Raw genomic sequence first — 15,633 nt, 5'->3', positions numbered from 1 at the left:
TTACATTTCAGGGGATTGATGTTCTTGGTTATTTTCTGCAACGGGCAGCAACTCACTGATAGCTTCAGCGGCCGGTACAACAAAATAGACAGTGCTGACGGAGCCGGCTGCCTTGATCAGGAGACTGTCCCCTTTGTCATCAAGCAGGAATGTTTGCACCTCCCACGAATCACGCATTCCCTTTTTCGGGCCAGCGCGTCCTGATGTGCCAGGATATGGACGATCAGTGATCATTTGAAATGCTACGAACGGCAGCTGACTGATGATTTCCATTTCGATAGGAATTATCACCGCACTAGCTGCCTTCTGCGTCTTAACGAAAATCGAACAATCCTTTTCCGAAAAGGCCTGCAACGTTTTCTTGATCGCAATGAAAAGGCTGAACTGCTCAGCTCTTTTGGAGAAAGTGAATTCTCTGTAGTTCGCGTCAGCAATTGTATTGATTGACGAGATCAGATCAAATTCACTGTCTTTCAGGTGCAGCTCCATTTCCGGTGGCAATTGTTGCCCCGGTTGGAACGAATTTTGGAGAACTTCCACTGAGCATCCCGAAATGACTGACAGATTCTCAAGCGATTTTCCCATGGTCATATTGTTGACCGAGGTATCAATTTTCCACTTTCGTTGAGCGCTTGGCATACTTCTTCTCACTTGAATAAGGATATTAAGGTTCGAGGATATCGGCAGATTCCGGATCGTCCCCATCCGCCGCTATTGCTGGTGTCGCTTCGGCCGGAAGCTCAGTTTCGTTCCCCGGATCGCTTGGTTCATCCTGAACCGGTTCTGGCCTTGGAAGACGCTCAGTGACACTGATAGTGTATTGGTCCAGCAATCTCGTTCTGGCCGGTTCAAATCTTGGAAGTGCTTCAACCACATTTTCTCGCCCCGGCGCCTCAATGATGAGCCCGATCGGACCAGTTGACGAAATGTGTCTGCCAGGGGAGCCAACCAATCGGAAACGCATTCCTTCAGGGTGAGCGAAGTTTTCTTCCGGTATTTCGAGCGTGTATATCGGCACTCCAAACTCCGGCGTAAGCGTGAAGCCTGCGTCCTGCAGCCAGGCATCAACCTGTTTGGATAGTGGTGCGCCCTCGGGTAACTCGAATTTTTGTTCCCGATCATCCACAGGTGTCGGCTCAATGCTCAGAGCCCTTGGTGCCGCCGCATACAAAGAAAACTGATGACAATGTATCTCGATCAGCAATGCTTCACTATCTGCCCCCAGAGTGCGGACCGAGACATTCCATATTGAGGGTGGAAGGGTTGATGGCTCAATGTCCTGCGTTAGCAGCCGGCCAATATTGCCTGGAGATGGAAGAGCAACATCCAGTGAGAATTTGCAGATAGGTTCCCTGGATATTCGAGCTTTCAACTGCTCGTCAAACCCTTTTGTTCCGAACAGATCAAATGCCTTCTGAAGGCAAATCACGTATTTGGGCACGTCTGAACACAACAACGTGTTGATCACGCTTTGCATAAATGTGCCGCCGTCTTCCTGCGTGCCGGTGTAATTGAGTGTTTCAGCAGACTGCTCAGATGACTTCAGGAAGGCTGCGATTTCACGCAGGGCTTGGTTCGCGATATCTCCGTCTTGTGTGCCTTTTAGCAAATCGCCATCCAAGAATTTGCGGCCAAGTTCGCGGGTTTCCTCATTTAAGGCGACCCCTTCTTCTCGCAGTTCATCACGGAGAATATCTCGAATTGGCTTATCACTCGCGGGCACAGATACGGTCTGCTGCTGAATGAGATGTCGACATCTGCTTCTGACGGTGTCGAGCTTGCGGAGTTTGGTTACGAGGACACTAATCGGGTCAGTTTCAGCAACGTCACCAGAAACAGGGGAAATATTTGGCATCGTGAAAGCGCCTTTCAAATCTGGGCGATCAAAAATTCTTTCACACAGCCTAACTCCAATTTTTGTTACCAAAAAAAATGAGCATCCCGCTATTCTTGATACAGAACACTTTTTTGTATGGCGGAATCTGATCATGCATGCTCAATCAAAAGCCTTTTGGGCTCACACGATGCCCAAGCGGTTGCGCCCCATATATTTCATGTTGGGGGTTCAGTTGCTTACGATCAGCCTGTTGTTCCTGACGTCTCTCGTCAATGGCACCGCAGCACTCCTGATGTCATATTCTGCAGGGATCATTGTCATTGGCATCTCGGACACCAGAACGAGATTAGTTCCCGATCCAATTGTTATTTGGTGCGGCCTTGTAGCAGTTCTTTACCATCTGAATATGAGTGGCATTGATGCGTTGATAATGCAGTTTATCTTCGCGATCCTGTTTTCAATGGGCACAATGGCTTTGTTTTTGTTTGTGGCGTCATCCAGGCTTGGCTCGGACCTTAGTGGCCGAGGAGTGCCCTCGCCTATCCTAGGTTTTGGGGATTTGAAGCTGCTTGCAGTTGTCTGCTTGCTGTTGAAGCCCGCCGACGTTCTGGGTGCCCTGTTTCTCACCATTCTTGTCATTTTAGTATTGCGGTTCATAAGATCTGAAAAAATCGACAATCCGCTGACTTTTGCGACCTATTTCAGCCCCTGCGTTGTACTGATGGTTATTCAGCTGCGCTTTGGTTTTTGAGGCAGTCAAAAATAAAGGCCCGATGGATTTGATCGGGCCTTTGTTCTGTCTGGATGGTATCGCGTTACATCGATAGATCGCTACCGTATGCAGCAATCCGCTCATCGGTATGAAGGCCACTGATAGCAGCTGACGCATTCGCAGCTGCTGCAGCCACAGGATCATCCTCGATTGTCGAAGGACCTTCGAACGCACCGTCTTCGACGGAACTGTCGCGATCAAGATATGCGGTCGAGCCATCCAGATCATCATTCAATGCCTGATCAATCTCGGCGAGGGCCAGAGGGTCGAGGCCTTCACTCGCAAATTCCTGTTCTTCGTCAATGTCGATGTCGTCTCCGTCAAAGACAGATGCATCGATACCGTCAAACGCCGTTTCGATCGCATCGCCGCCATCGTTCAAGCGGCTATTGCCCTCATCGTCCGGCAGCTGATCCGTTGAAATAATATCGTCAGCTGCATCCGCTTGCTGGAGTTGTTCATGTTCTTCGGGCAAAGCAGTCGCGCTGGCTTCTGTCTTGGCATCCGCTGCAGGCTGATCTGCGCTTTCTTCCGGGTTCGAATTACTCTCAGGCGTCGCTTCTTGGTTCGCGGCTGTCTCGTCGCTGAGATCGGAAGCGACAGCTTCAGCTGTTACAACAGCTTTCTTTTCTGCCTGGTCGGCAACTGCCTTCACTGAACTGCCGCGAGCCACAGCCTCTGCGGCCGTGAAGGCATCCTTAACTGCCTTCTCGCCAATGGTCGGACGTCCCCTGCCCTCTTTTGGCGTGAATTCCGCATGACCAGCCAGATTCTTCAGAATCTTGGTTCGGCCTTCAATCATTGTTGTGACTAGCCCCCGGTCCACCCCGAAAGCTTCAGCGGATTTTTTCAGTTCTTCAACCTGGCCATCAATGCCTGTCTTGGCTGAAAAAGCATTCACGAGTTCATTAAAAGCGTCAAACAACGCCTGTTTCTTTTGATCGATCGACAGTTCGAACTGCACTGCTGCTTCCGACAATTCGTCGATGCGGTGAAGAACATTCGTTTCAGAGTTCATTCTTTCAGACATGGGTTTCCCTTCCGGCCAGTACGTCCGCAAAAAACATCTGCTTTTTGCTTTTGCTTTCCCAAGCCTAGTTTGAGATTCCGTTACTGAACTTTTTTCCAATCAATTGTTCGCTGCAATCTGCATATCCATAAGGTAATAAGATATGCAGGTAACCATATATACCGCCATACCCTCTTAGCCTATATGCTGGAAGACTGTATATCCTGCCATGCCTATATTCTTCTTATCTGGATGTAGGCGCCTCCCATATCCCAGTTTTGCAGGTAATAAGCTTCACATACATTCATATTATAGGAGAAGGAGAGAAGCCTATATATCAGATTTCCCTATAGGCCTCTAACCTGCGTATCATATACACTTATTGTCTGATATCGCCGTTATATACCTCGTGTATGGTTAGACGGTTCCCCTCTATACATATTCCCATATTGCCTTATGGTTTTCTATCATCTTGTTTATCTTGCTTTTTTTGGCCTTATTACCTTATAGTAGGCACTATATTCTTTGCTTATTATACATGTTTACGGTATTCCACATACATCACTTAACATCTTATTAACTTTAATGTACTCTAATTTCTCCTCACAATGTCGCACCTAAACACTCCCGTTATGTGCGCCGTGGATCATGTAAAGAAAGGTAGAAGTGCAATGGTGGTTCAATCGCCGTTAAACGCGCAGCCTAATGCCGGAGCAGCGAACAGCTGGGTCGTGTTACTTGGAGCCCTAAAAGGAGGTTCTGGCAAAAGTACCGCAGCCACGAACCTCGCAGCCCAATTTGCCAGCGAGGGCCGGCGAACATTGTTGGTTGCAACCGATCCACAAAGAACAACTGAAAACTGGATTGCACGGCGAAGAATTACCAGCGCACAACGGGTGAAAGAAGGGAAGGGGGCGCTGCCAGATATCGCGTTCATGTCTCAGGGCGGTGAGTATGCCGCTGAGGCCCTGTTGGATTTCTTGCCCAATTACGATGTCACTATCATCGATACGGGTGGGTTCGACAGCGTCGAATTTCGCTCATGCCTGTTAATATCGCACATTTTTTTATCACCGATAAAGCCCTCGGCTTTTGATACTGATACCCTGGGAAAACTGCATGAAACTGTTCGACAGGCAAAAATTAACAACAGAGGGCTCGTCTCCAGACTGTTCGTAAATCAGGCGGCGCCAACTTCAATGGCTACCAGCAAGCAAGAACTGCGAGAACTGATCACAGATGAGGAAAGGCCGATGAAGGAATTTGAGGTGCTCGACACTGTGCTGGTAAATCGTGTGTCTCACTGGGATGGGGCAGGGCAGGGGCTTGCTCAGTTTGAAGTCAAGGGTGCGTCAAAGGCAGCATCCGAACTCACCTCGCTCTACCTAGACGTTCACAAGTTGTTCGATCAGATCAGCGCCGCTTCTTGAGAAAGAAAGTATCATGACCACGAAAAAACGTCTCACTCCGCCGCCGCCGCCTGAGAATGTGAACTCTGCAACAGCAATTCCCCGGGCACCAGCTGTGGCTCCAGTGGATCCGAGCACCCGGAAGTATGTAAATTCAGCGCAACTCCGCCCCAGACAGTCGACTTATGAAGATGAGCAAGTGGAAAAGCGCACTGCTCCTCAACCGATCCGTAAGAAGCGCACGGTTAAAATTGATCAGAAGCGAACGTTGAATTTCACGGAAAGTGAAATCGAAATGATCGATAGAACCTATCGGGCCATGTCGAGACACATGATCGAACATGACGAGCGGTTAAATCTCTATGACTCAGAAATCCCGAGGATCGCGATATATCTGCTGCAGGAAAAGTCCGTCGAAGAATTGATGGAAATTCTCGACAAAATGCCACGCTTCCGAAAATAAGGGCAGGGTGGGGCAATGACTAATCCGCCACTTAAAAATCACGATACCGGAAATGTCAGCTATCCTGGGGACTTCCGTATACAGCTTGAAAACAAGCTCGATGAGCTCACGCAGAACGCACTTGCGAAGAATACGCGTGATCTCTACCGCATGGCGTTCGACTCATTCAGAGCTTTCTGCGCAGCCGGAGGAATAACCCGTGAAGATGAGCCCCACAGAGTGCTTGCTCTTTATGTGGCTCATATGAGCGCCCTTGGTATGAAACCCAATACCATTTCTAGCTATCTTGCTGGCGTGAAGCACCATCTTCTTGAAATGGGAGTTGTGATCGATTCAAACCATACAGTTTTGAAGGCAGCAATTCAGGGTCATGTGCGCACCAGCAATCTGGAGGAGGGGATCACAAAGAAAGATGCCCTCACATTTGACGAGCTGCAGGAAATTGTCGCTATCATCGATGACAGCACGATCTCAGGCGAACGAGACCGCACTCTCATGCTTGTCGGCTTTGCAGGAGGTTTTCGCCGGAGTGAAGTATCTGCTCTTCGTGTTGGAGATCTGACGTTTTCAGATGAGGGTGTCGTTATTCGAAAGCGTGACAGTAAAGGCGATAGGAAAAAGGAAGGAAGAATTGTTGCCATATCTCGCGTAGCCGACGGCAATCATCGGATGATGTGCCCGGTCGCTGCTTTGGAAAGCTGGCTTCGTGTCTATGCCGAAGTTAGAAATGTGCGAGCACTGACTGATGAGGATCCCGTATTTCCCCGCATGTTCAGAGGGGGATCACTCTCAAGCAAGTCAATTACCGGAGAGAGCGTTCTGAACATTTTGCGTAAACATGCTTTGGCTGCCGGGGTCATCACGGAGGAAACTGAGCACCGTTTAGGTGCTCACAGCTTGAGGGCAGGGCTTATTACAGCAGGGTACAGGAAAGGTGCTGATCTGCGTTCTCTTGCGCGCCAAGTCGATCACAAACGGCTTGATACCACAAACGGCTATATTCGCGATCAGGATGTCTTCGAGAACAATCCAACCTCACTGATATTTGGCAAGAACCAATAAATCCCTGCAAAATCCAATCTGGTAACGGAAATCTGATTGATAATTCCCCAATGCATTGAGCGCAAATGCCGTTTGCTGGAGGATTACGCAATTGAAGATTTCAAATATCACCACCCGCGACGATTACGACGCACTGGTCGCTGAAACACTGGATAGATGGTCTGAAACACCGCGTACTTGCGGGGAAACCGAAATTCTGACTTTTTCAGGCCGGCACATCGATCTTCTGTCGCCCAGGCTAAGCGATATCGACCCTGTCGATCTGCTGCACTCCCTCTGCCATACATCCCGCTTCACTGGTCATACAGCGAATTTTTTCTCAATAGCCCAACACTCGACGAATGTCTGGTTTCTGTGCTCCAAATGGGCGAAGCCACATGCCGTCGCGCACGATGCGATCGAGACGTATATCGGCGACGATTCCTCACCCAAAAAACGCGCAGTACGTCTACTGACGGGCGGGCCTCGATCCGGTCTCGATAATCTGAAGGACAGGTTCGATCCTCTCGTGCATCAGCGTCTTGGGCTTGCTTTCCCGGCTAACCAGTCCATTAAGAACGAAATCACGCTCTTTGATCAGGTGGCCATGCACTATGAAAGCAAAGCGCTACTGCCTGAGCCCGTTTGCTCCAATCCGATTGAAAGTTGGGGCAAAGAGTTCTGCGACAATATCGAGCGGAATCTGTCACACGAGGAATTTCCGATATCGCAAGTTATGACGGCGTTTGCACAATTGATGGCGGCGACATTCCCGCATATTGCGCCCGAGCTTTCGAACTACCTTCCAAAACCAGTCCTGCGCGGACCGGGTTTGAAGTTCGATCATGCCTGTGAGGGCAAGGGTTCTTCACAGGTGGATATCTCGGCAATGAATTTTAGCCCCATCTGAACATTCATCGGATTACTTATGAGCACGACTGAAGATTTCCGAGACCTCAGTGATGATTCCCTACCGTTGCCTGAGATGAACCCGCCAATTGCCGCATCACTTCATGATGCCGAATTTATCTCAGCCCTGGGTGTAATTGCCGGCACAGAAAATGTGGACCAGGTATTGCTCGCAAAGTTTTTGCCGCATATCCGTCAGTTACTCGAAATGACAACAGTTTCAGCCATCCAATCCCGTGACGTGTTCGACTATCAGGAAATTCGAGCAAGTGGTGGGGAAAGTGGCTATTGCATGGGTCTGCTTGTAGCCTTGTATCCCAGCTGTTACGGCGTCACGACAAGGGACAGTGCAAAGGTGCTCTACCCGGAGCAGATCATTGCTATCGAGCGCGCGAATTGGGCGCATGATCGTCAAGTTGATTTTTCTCTAAAGAACTTGTTGGAAGCGCTCTTTTGGCTATCGCGAGTTCCTGAAGCCCAGCATCTTCCAGCTATTCTTGGGGCAGCCCATTCAACTCTCAAGATGGCCATAAGTGATCTTAAACAGTATCGGGATTGGGGGCGGGGAGGGGTGTATCTTTCATCGGTGCTTGATAATTTATGTGTTTCGTTAAAAGAAGCACATGCACCCGCTTTTAGTGCAAGCACTCCACTGAACATTAATGAACAGGTAGCTGAGGTTTATGCTTACGCAGCATCGCTAAATCTCTATATCAGCCGATCTTTGTCATTTTTTGGTGCGGCTCTTGATGTGCGTAGCCAAAAGGATTCCAATCTGAATGCTGATACTGAACCGGTTACGGCCGATCGCCAATCTACCGGTCCCGAATTGGCATCAGTGATGCCTAATTGCCAGATATGAAAGAGAAAAGCCCGCAATAGAATGCGGGCTTTATCAAGCGGTACTCACGATTTTCGCCTTGATTTTATCTGGGCGTGATCAATTCTCGAAGCCTAAGCCTGACAGGCTTCCAATCGAATACGACGAGTTCCCCATATCATGTTGGCCGTGGCCAATAATTCGGGTTGCAGAATTACCGGCCAGGACGATTTTCATTTCGCCACGGCGGTTGTTCATACCAGCATACGAAACCGTTGCCGTATCAAATCCAATCAATTCGGGAAAGATTTCCCAATCCAATGGATTGAGAACAATCTGACCGTTGTCATCAGCGTAACCGTCCTTGCGCAGCTGATCGAGATAGACAGCACAGGCTGGTAGGCCAAAGTAATAGTCGTCCGAGATGACCATTTCATTCATGACGACAACCTGAGACAGTGCTGTTGCCCGAATATCTTGGCAATGCTCGAATTCCAGTTCTGCGAGCTGAGAAAAACTGATCGGGCTATGCTCTTCCAGCTTCTCGTCCTGCCATGACGTCGGCGTCGGTCGGCGATGGAAAACTTTCGCACTTTCGAGGCCCACCCCAGATATACCCCGTGCAGCATGCATCATATCGGCCCCACCCAGGCCCAAGCTTTTAGTTGGTTTAATAAAACTCATCTGATCCTCATTTTCCTGACGGGTGTGATCTTTTTTCGATCCTCTCATTCGTCAGGTTATCATTTGCAGGCGTTACCTAATTTTTTCTCCGAAAAGAAAAAATGTCCCAACCAAACGGCAACACCGTAAACCCCAAGACCCATTACGCAGAGGAGTGCTCAATTCCTCTACGGTAACAGATAATCGCTTTTGCCCATCGCCAGGTATCTCCCGTCGGTAGGCTCCGTAAACATCTGGTTTGCAGCTTTCAATTGCTCTTTCTGGTACATACCAAGGAAGCTTTTTGCCCAAGAAGGCATGACAAGATTTGTCGTTGCCCGTGTCAGTGCGACGTAGAACAGGTGGAATTCTTCGATCGCACCGGCCATGCCTGAATGGTCGCCGCGTGCTCTTGCTTTGTCATAGTTTATTGTGACCGTTTCCAAGTCTGGGAAATCTTCCCAAATTGTCACTCGCTTATATTCACGCCCTTTCAATTTGTGAGTTGTTCCAATCGTCAGGATGTCTGTCCCTTCAGAAGATACAATTCTTCCTTTCAGGGCCTCCAGCCGTTCGAACCAGTCCGGCTCTTCCACCAGCTGCTGAATAGTTTTCATCGCAGGATTGCCAGTTGCCTCCGTTTCTTCAACGAAGTCCATCCAGCAGGTGTAGTGCCTGAATTCTTCGGTGCGGATTGCAGTCAGATTGTCTCGCTTAAGATTGACCGCGTCTTCGAGCATCTGGATGAGATCGTCGATCCCGCCCGGAATATAAATGTGTCGGTCAGGGTGACTTAAAGCGGCATCGAGTGTTCCCATATTGGACCTGGTGATCACCGCTTCGCCTGTTACATTTTTACCAGGTCCAGCGCCCTGAATTTTAGGTCGATCGGGATCAGCATTCGGCATCCTGTCAAGCACCCGGTTCGCAACGTCAGCGATATCAGGAGTAAACCGGAAACTTGTTGTCAGGGTGTATTGATGAGGTGTGTCAAATGCGTCGAGAGCATCAACAGCCCCCCGCCATGCATAGATTTGCTGAAACCGGTCACCGACCAACACCGCTGCCTGCCTTTTGAACGTCAACATTGTTCTGAGAATTGATGTCTGGACAGGGGAGAAATCTTGTGCCTCGTCAAGATATACGCAGGCATAATGACCAAATGCGCGTGCTATAGCATTTTTGTCCATCTCAAATAACTTGAGATAAACGCTATGATAGGTCACTCCGTGCACGCGAGGATTCCGAATTACGTTCCATACCGACATCGCTGCAGTGGTTACATAACTACGACAGTTCAGAAGTCGGGTTCGCAGCTTTTGCTGCATCGCTGAACCGTTTAGTGGGTCCCCAAACATTTTGATGATAGCTGCTGCGCTGATTTCATCCGTTATATGAGGCTGGTCGCTACTGCAGAACTGTTCCACGGAGTTTAAAACCAACGCCTCCGCTTTAGCCTTTGGTAATCCGGTCGCCGAAATAAGATCTTGTAGCGCGGTATGATTAACTGTCTCACGAACGGCCCTTAAATTAAGGCTGTAACATGGGATGCTGCCACCAATTACTGTCCGGAATGCAAGGCTATGTGATGTTCTGCAATCGACATTGAATGGTTTGAATTTCTTGGTCGCTTCATTCGCGATTTCTCTGTTGAATGCTAAGTACAGACCCTTGCCTAGCCCCCTGGACATAACGTCCTTTGCGAGGATGACCAAGGTGGATGTTTTCCCCGCGCCAGCGAAAGCGCGGATGGTCATAATATCACCCGCATACATCTGCCTAATTGCACTTTTGATAGCAATCTGCTCTTCCGTCTCGGCAAGTCCAGCTTTTCTCGCAGAAGCAGGGTCTCGCGAAACTACATCTTCAGCAAAAGCGAATGCGGCTTGCTCCCTGTTTGATTGATGCTGGCTCATGGGGATTTCCTCGATCCGGTGAGTTCTGAAATAGGGCTCTGTTACAGTAGCATGGATTGATGTTACTTGGTTTTTGTATTTAATTTCTGGTTGAGTAGCGATTTTAGTGGTTAGTTTTCTGTATTTTCAGAGATCATGCATCAAGCACCCAGCTTGGTAATTTACAGTTAAGCTTGGCGCTCACTTCGATGAGCTCGTCTCGCGCTGCGTGCATTTCATCCAATTCGTAATCATCTGGATCAAGAAATGACGCGCGATCAGCGCGAAGTTGAGCAAGGTCTTCCACAAACGCTGCAGCCGGACGGAGGGCATTGTAGCCATACGTAGTCAAACTCATGTCTGCGATGTTGAACGAAGTCGCAGGCACGATCCACTTCGCCAACCTCGCGAACCAATCCGGATCAACAGCAAACAACTCGAAATCACCAAGCATTTTGTGTTCACCCGGTTTGCATAATGATTTTCCGGCTTTCTTTGCCTCTACGGCGAGTTGAAATCTCCTGCAAGGCTGGGTGGTCCACCCATTTCCATGTAGGAGGGAATGACCGATCAACACCGCTTCAGGATGAATAGCCTGCAAGGCCATGCGCCGACATCTTTCGGTCGCGCGGTCATCATGCAGCACTTTGAAGTAGATCCCCGAGTAGGGGGCAATGCTGCCGATCAAGTCTGCCTTAAGCCACCGGTTGACATAGACATGAGCGGATCTGCGATCGCTAATACCCCCCGCGATCAAATCTTCTACCGAGAAGACAGATGGCAAGTCCGACAGTCTTGAAATTGCGGTTTTTCTGGTCATCAATTTTCAGGAATAAGTATAACAAGGTTGTTATACTTGCACCATTTTTTGTGTATTCGCGCAACACAAAATCGTATTTTTTTGTATCTTATGTATATATGACGCTTAATACATGGGTATAGACGCTACTCGAAGGTTGGTACAATCCTATCCTATTCTGGGGTAGCATCCAACTTACGGTCGGATTCCACTGACAGCAAACGCAATTCTTGCGCGAGACGGTTACAGGCAGTAGATGCGGAGCTTTTGATTCTTTGTGCCGAATCCTCGGCTATCGAGTTCCATTCCATTGTCGTAAAGAAGGTGCTTAGCCCTCGGCCAATTTCTTCAATAGATGCGCTCTCTATCCTTTCGGCGACAGCAATCAACTTGCTTTCCGGATTCTGAATGCCCTCGCCGCTGTAAGCAGTAAGATGATGCTGGAACCGTTCCACAAATTTTCCATCAATCTGTGGGGCAGGGGTCATTCGTTCCATCACGTACCAGACATCATAAACGTCGCGCCATTTGAGGTAATCCCGATTGGCAAGCGCTACAAATTTATCAGCCAGAATAGCTTCAATGCTTGCTACAGGAAGGTCCTGATACATTCGACCTTCGACCGTCTGGATCAGGTCGTGACAGGAAACCGCTGCGTTGGCATTGTCAGGAACCGCTTGTTGCAGGGATTCATAATTCGCAAGATACTCGGGATTGGTAGGCCAAAATTCGCATACTGTTCGGATTTTGCCGCGGCGGTTTGGGCTGGAGAGTTCGATGCTGTATTTCCCAGGGTGACCTGGCTCCCATGAACGATTGCCTGTCTTCAGGTGAAGGTTAACAGCAAAATCAATGTCAAGGCCCGGTCTGTCGAGAAGCTCTTCGCTGAGCTTTGTCAGTCCCTTATCCATAATATCATTGATTGTTTCGGGAAGGCTGCCGGCTTCGTCGCCAAATGCCTGCCGATTTAAAAGGAAATCAAGATCTTCTGAAAACCTCGATGAGCCATGGACAAATTTTAGCGCAGTGCCGCCGTGAAAGACGATATTTCCTTGGATCAGTTTAGAGCTTTGACCAAAGTGAGAAAGCATGATGTCTTGGACGGCCGACGCAAGCTGCCGGGTTTCTGCGTTTGAGAAATGCATAAGGCGATCCTGGTTGATTTTTTGGATTTTGTAGGATGGTCATGGACAGCGGATCTGCTCAGATTGACAGATGCAATCTCTGCTCTTCCGGGTCACGATCAGGAAATGCTGCTGCGTATGCAGCCTTAAACTCTTCGAAAGCTCCATCGATTTCCAGGGAGGGTAGGCTATTGGCCAATAAGAACCTGACCTTTGGATACTCTGCCTCCAGCCCCTTTGATGCGCGAGCGAGGTCTTCAGGGTAAATCGGGGGATAAAACGACTGGATATAGAACCGTCTGGAATTGAGGTTGACTATGACATGGAGTCCATTTTCCGGAGTATCCATCCCATCCAGTTCAGTAAGGAGTTTTGGGAAGCTCATGCCGGTCCCCTGATTTCTTGAGCACCCAATCGACGCCTAACGGCCCAAACGAAAAGCGGTCTCGTTGGATAGATCTGTCGTATTGTTTACCGACTGCTCAAGGCGCTGACGTAGGCGCTGCTGAAGATTTGGATTCATGCGAGCCACAAGATTGATCAAGTCCAAAGCGTGCTCTGCTGCCCGCTCAACGTCCTGTTCTGTATAGAAATCGACCGTTCGCAAAGATCGCAGGCTCCCTTGGGGCTGTCCTTTGCCGATACTCTCATGAAGTGTTTCAAGTGCGGATCGATCTGCTGGCAATCGCCCTGTCAGAATGTCGACTGCCCGTAATCCATTACCCGTACCACCGGCAACAACCATGGCTGACCGGGCGAGGGCTGCACTGTTGGCCAGATTAAGCATTGTAATAAATCTGGATTCATTTCGAATTGCCCCCTCATGAAGCGATTGCGATGCTTCCAGAAGATCGCCGGACAGGCCCCCGTCTTTCGTCATGTCGCCGGTTCCTACAAAATGTGATTACGCTGATATCTGTGTTAGGCACAGAATACAGAATATTTTGGTTACCGTGTTTAGTTTTTTGTATGAGATCGACCCGGAAATAGACCAACCGCAATTCCATGCCGCTCCACCATCATCTTTGAATTGGCTCTTGCTAATATATATGCTTGCGCTATCAATTGATGACGGTTTATGATTTTCAACTTGTGGTGTTCTCAGGGGCAGGGGGATCGTGGATTGTCTCGCCCTTTCGCGACCAAACTGCTGGCGGGGGCAACAAATGTCAGAAGACGACAAAGGGAATCTACAGCCTAAAGGCGATACTACCACTAAGCCGGATGCCAGTTCCAATTATCGGTTCAAACGGCTGTTTACTGGCAAGCGAGGTTTAGCTATCTGGGGTGGTATCTTTGCGCTTATTATTTCTATGGCTTCTGGCTTGTTCCCCGCCATGGTTGACCTTGTTTTGAATCAACTTGAAAAGCCGAAAGCACGCATATCCGGGCCTTCAGGAAAAATTACTATCAGTTCAACCGTACATTTCGACGGTGGAGGTTCGACTTCTGGAAGTGAAATAATCAAGTACGACTGGACCCTAAACGGAATTGCAATCAACCGTTTCGGTGATTGCCAGCCTATCGGCACAAAGGAGCATCTTTATCGTACTTTGCGTTGTACATTTTCTGTGCCCGGTCGTTACCTGATTGGTCTTAATGTCTACGATACTGAAAATAATCAATCATCAGAAACCATCGAACTCAATGTTGTGTGCCCACGGTGCTTCTATGGGATTGCATTCCATAACAATCACAGCGACAAGGAGAGGGTACGCAATATATCGAGAGAGCTTATATATGGCCTGAATTGGCAGGAATTGGCCAAAGCATTTGATCGGCCGGTAGTGATCTACGATGCAGATTCAGGCTTCAATGTTTTCGTTCGATCTTTCAGTGGTATTCCCGAGCAGCGCGCGGTTGAGCGTCCGACAGGCGCTCTCCAAGGACTTGAAATTGGTATCCCAGGGGAGCCGGAAGATCGTGCACTTGTCCCTGTTTATGCCAAGTTTGTAGAATCGCTGGAACATTTGGGGGCAATTCCACGCAAGAGCCCTGAAGGCTTTGACATGTTTGCTGCTTACAGGCCAGAGTCATTCGTCGCGCCAACCTTTGCCGAGCTTGTGCTTGCAAACAGCAGGGTCCAAGAAGGTGAATCAGAGCCCTGGGTTGTTGTGACTTCACGAGACGCGGGCGGAAGTATCAATTTCACCTTGGAAGATACACTGCTTGCGTCAAGTTCGTCCGATCGTCCAGTGTCTGATTTAGATCCGGTTCGGATCATCTCACAATTTATGGCTGACGAACCTATGCAGATTGGCTTCAGGCTAATTTCGAGCAAAGATCAACAGCTCGTTTCATTTAATAATTTGCCTGACTTTGCCGACCCTCAGTTTGCGGGTGCTGTCGATCGACGTTTAGCCGCTACAAATGAAGCAATTGAACTTCTGCAAACCTCCGACACTGACTATGTAGAAGAACTATTCGGTGCCAGTCGAGAATTTTTGATTTCTCGCGGTTTTGAAATCCTCGACACGTACCAGCAACTTTACGATGCCCGTTACATGGACAATCCACTAATCATTAACCCTGCCCACGATGAGTGAGCAGGGCCACTAAAATTACAGGAAGTATGTAAGTCCGAAAGCAAGAATCGCAAGAAAGAATTCAGTATCAAACTCGCCTGACTTTGCGCAACGCTGCCATGCCAAATAAATACCTGCCGCGTTAAAGGCCGCCGCCATTATTGTAGTTAAAATCATTTTATGTAAATCCTCATTTATATGCCGCCACTCAATACCTTTCGATTGTTGATGGGGTCAGAACGCATGATTGCGTTCTATTTACAATATATAACAGACCTTCGATTTTTTCAATATTCGCAACCAAGGAATCGTATTTCTGTTAACAATTTTTTTACCGGGCGAATTAGTTACAAGAACTCGTAACATG

General features: G+C 48.7%; 16 protein-coding genes. 7 read left to right on the top strand and 9 right to left on the bottom strand.

All coding sequences use genetic code 11. The features are described from left to right. Complete coding sequence (locus TH3_RS21380) at positions 1-639, bottom strand: hypothetical protein (RefSeq protein ID WP_007091739.1); 639 nt, start codon at positions 637-639, stop codon at positions 1-3. A 25-nt stretch (positions 640-664) separates the two neighbouring features. Then, entirely contained in the window at positions 665-1,855 is a 1,191-nt protein-coding gene (locus TH3_RS21375) for a hypothetical protein (protein WP_007091738.1), read from the bottom strand. Position 1,856: 1 nt separating this feature from the next. On the opposite strand from TH3_RS21375, the gene TH3_RS21370 reads away from it, so the two are divergent. Then, positions 1,857-2,588: a prepilin peptidase gene (locus TH3_RS21370; protein WP_167710608.1), complete on the top strand. Its 732-nt coding sequence runs from the start codon at positions 1,857-1,859 to the stop codon at positions 2,586-2,588. 64 nt (positions 2,589-2,652) lie between these two features. Here the strand turns inward: TH3_RS21370 and TH3_RS21365 are convergent, their stop codons facing one another. Continuing rightward, positions 2,653-3,639, bottom strand: coding sequence for a prolipoprotein diacylglyceryl transferase (locus tag TH3_RS21365; protein WP_007091736.1), 987 nt, complete (start codon positions 3,637-3,639; stop codon positions 2,653-2,655). Between the two features lie 650 nt (positions 3,640-4,289). On the opposite strand from TH3_RS21365, the gene TH3_RS21360 reads away from it, so the two are divergent. The 5 genes from TH3_RS21360 to TH3_RS21340 all read left to right on the top strand — a co-directional run bounded on the left by TH3_RS21360 (position 4,290) and on the right by TH3_RS21340 (position 8,302). Next, positions 4,290-5,048 (top strand): AAA family ATPase, encoded by a 759-nt coding sequence (locus TH3_RS21360; protein WP_007091735.1) that lies wholly within the window; start codon positions 4,290-4,292, stop codon positions 5,046-5,048. A gap of 13 nt (positions 5,049-5,061) precedes the next feature. Beyond that, complete coding sequence (locus TH3_RS21355) at positions 5,062-5,490, top strand: hypothetical protein (protein WP_007091734.1); 429 nt, start codon at positions 5,062-5,064, stop codon at positions 5,488-5,490. Positions 5,491-5,505: 15 nt separating this feature from the next. Then, positions 5,506-6,552: a site-specific integrase gene (locus TH3_RS21350; protein WP_007091733.1), complete on the top strand. Its 1,047-nt coding sequence runs from the start codon at positions 5,506-5,508 to the stop codon at positions 6,550-6,552. 91 nt (positions 6,553-6,643) lie between these two features. Next, positions 6,644-7,441 (top strand): hypothetical protein, encoded by a 798-nt coding sequence (locus TH3_RS22535; protein WP_007091732.1) that lies wholly within the window; start codon positions 6,644-6,646, stop codon positions 7,439-7,441. An 18-nt stretch (positions 7,442-7,459) separates the two neighbouring features. Continuing rightward, positions 7,460-8,302, top strand: a complete 843-nt coding sequence (locus tag TH3_RS21340) for a hypothetical protein (RefSeq protein WP_007091731.1) — start codon at positions 7,460-7,462, stop codon at positions 8,300-8,302. A 78-nt stretch (positions 8,303-8,380) separates the two neighbouring features. Here TH3_RS21340 and TH3_RS21335 read toward each other — a convergent pair whose 3' ends face one another. The 6 genes from TH3_RS21335 to TH3_RS21310 form a co-directional block, all read right to left on the bottom strand. Beyond that, on the bottom strand, positions 8,381-8,944 hold the full coding sequence (locus TH3_RS21335) for a hypothetical protein (RefSeq protein WP_007091730.1): 564 nt from the start codon (positions 8,942-8,944) through the stop codon (positions 8,381-8,383). A gap of 167 nt (positions 8,945-9,111) precedes the next feature. Continuing rightward, a complete protein-coding gene (locus tag TH3_RS21330; RefSeq protein WP_007091729.1) occupies positions 9,112-10,839 on the bottom strand; it encodes a UvrD-helicase domain-containing protein in 1,728 nt (575 codons plus the stop codon). 133 nt (positions 10,840-10,972) lie between these two features. Further along, the gene (locus tag TH3_RS21325) at positions 10,973-11,638 is read right to left on the bottom strand and encodes a hypothetical protein (protein ID WP_007091728.1); all 666 of its coding nucleotides are present in this window, start codon (positions 11,636-11,638) and stop codon (positions 10,973-10,975) included. A 152-nt stretch (positions 11,639-11,790) separates the two neighbouring features. Then, entirely contained in the window at positions 11,791-12,762 is a 972-nt protein-coding gene (locus TH3_RS21320; protein ID WP_007091727.1) for a nucleotidyl transferase AbiEii/AbiGii toxin family protein, read from the bottom strand. Positions 12,763-12,820: 58 nt separating this feature from the next. Further along, a complete protein-coding gene (locus tag TH3_RS21315) occupies positions 12,821-13,126 on the bottom strand; it encodes a hypothetical protein (RefSeq protein WP_007091726.1) in 306 nt (101 codons plus the stop codon). A 36-nt stretch (positions 13,127-13,162) separates the two neighbouring features. Then, a complete protein-coding gene (locus tag TH3_RS21310) occupies positions 13,163-13,621 on the bottom strand; it encodes a hypothetical protein (RefSeq protein ID WP_007091725.1) in 459 nt (152 codons plus the stop codon). Between the two features lie 286 nt (positions 13,622-13,907). Here TH3_RS21310 and TH3_RS21305 point away from each other — a divergent pair, with 286 nt between their 5' ends. After that, positions 13,908-15,287: a PKD domain-containing protein gene (locus TH3_RS21305; RefSeq protein ID WP_007091724.1), complete on the top strand. Its 1,380-nt coding sequence runs from the start codon at positions 13,908-13,910 to the stop codon at positions 15,285-15,287. Positions 15,288-15,633: the final 346 nt, after the last annotated feature.

Origin of the sequence: Thalassospira xiamenensis M-5 = DSM 17429 (assembly GCF_000300235.2) — a bacterium.
In the GTDB taxonomy this organism is placed as follows: Bacteria; Pseudomonadota; Alphaproteobacteria; order Rhodospirillales; family Thalassospiraceae; genus Thalassospira; species Thalassospira xiamenensis.
The sequence above is the reverse complement of the archived record's forward strand: the minus strand, read 5'-3'. Positions and strand labels throughout refer to the sequence as shown.

Excerpts from the sequence above, each read along its gene's own strand:
- TH3_RS21380 (WP_007091739.1), bottom strand. The coding sequence starts at position 639 with ATGCCAAGCGCTCAACGAAAGTGGAAAATTGATACCTCGGTCAACAAT.
- TH3_RS21375 (WP_007091738.1), bottom strand. The coding sequence starts at position 1,855 with ATGCCAAATATTTCCCCTGTTTCTGGTGACGTTGCTGAAACTGACCCG.
- TH3_RS21365 (WP_007091736.1), bottom strand. The coding sequence starts at position 3,639 with ATGTCTGAAAGAATGAACTCTGAAACGAATGTTCTTCACCGCATCGAC.
- TH3_RS21360 (WP_007091735.1), top strand. The coding sequence starts at position 4,290 with ATGGTGGTTCAATCGCCGTTAAACGCGCAGCCTAATGCCGGAGCAGCG.
- TH3_RS21355 (WP_007091734.1), top strand. The coding sequence starts at position 5,062 with ATGACCACGAAAAAACGTCTCACTCCGCCGCCGCCGCCTGAGAATGTG.
- TH3_RS21350 (WP_007091733.1), top strand. The coding sequence starts at position 5,506 with ATGACTAATCCGCCACTTAAAAATCACGATACCGGAAATGTCAGCTAT.
- TH3_RS21340 (WP_007091731.1), top strand. The coding sequence starts at position 7,460 with ATGAGCACGACTGAAGATTTCCGAGACCTCAGTGATGATTCCCTACCG.
- TH3_RS21335 (WP_007091730.1), bottom strand. The coding sequence starts at position 8,944 with ATGAGTTTTATTAAACCAACTAAAAGCTTGGGCCTGGGTGGGGCCGAT.
- TH3_RS21330 (WP_007091729.1), bottom strand. The coding sequence starts at position 10,839 with ATGAGCCAGCATCAATCAAACAGGGAGCAAGCCGCATTCGCTTTTGCT.
- TH3_RS21325 (WP_007091728.1), bottom strand. The coding sequence starts at position 11,638 with ATGACCAGAAAAACCGCAATTTCAAGACTGTCGGACTTGCCATCTGTC.
- TH3_RS21320 (WP_007091727.1), bottom strand. The coding sequence starts at position 12,762 with ATGCATTTCTCAAACGCAGAAACCCGGCAGCTTGCGTCGGCCGTCCAA.
- TH3_RS21315 (WP_007091726.1), bottom strand. The coding sequence starts at position 13,126 with ATGAGCTTCCCAAAACTCCTTACTGAACTGGATGGGATGGATACTCCG.
- TH3_RS21310 (WP_007091725.1), bottom strand. The coding sequence starts at position 13,621 with ATGACGAAAGACGGGGGCCTGTCCGGCGATCTTCTGGAAGCATCGCAA.
- TH3_RS21305 (WP_007091724.1), top strand. The coding sequence starts at position 13,908 with ATGTCAGAAGACGACAAAGGGAATCTACAGCCTAAAGGCGATACTACC.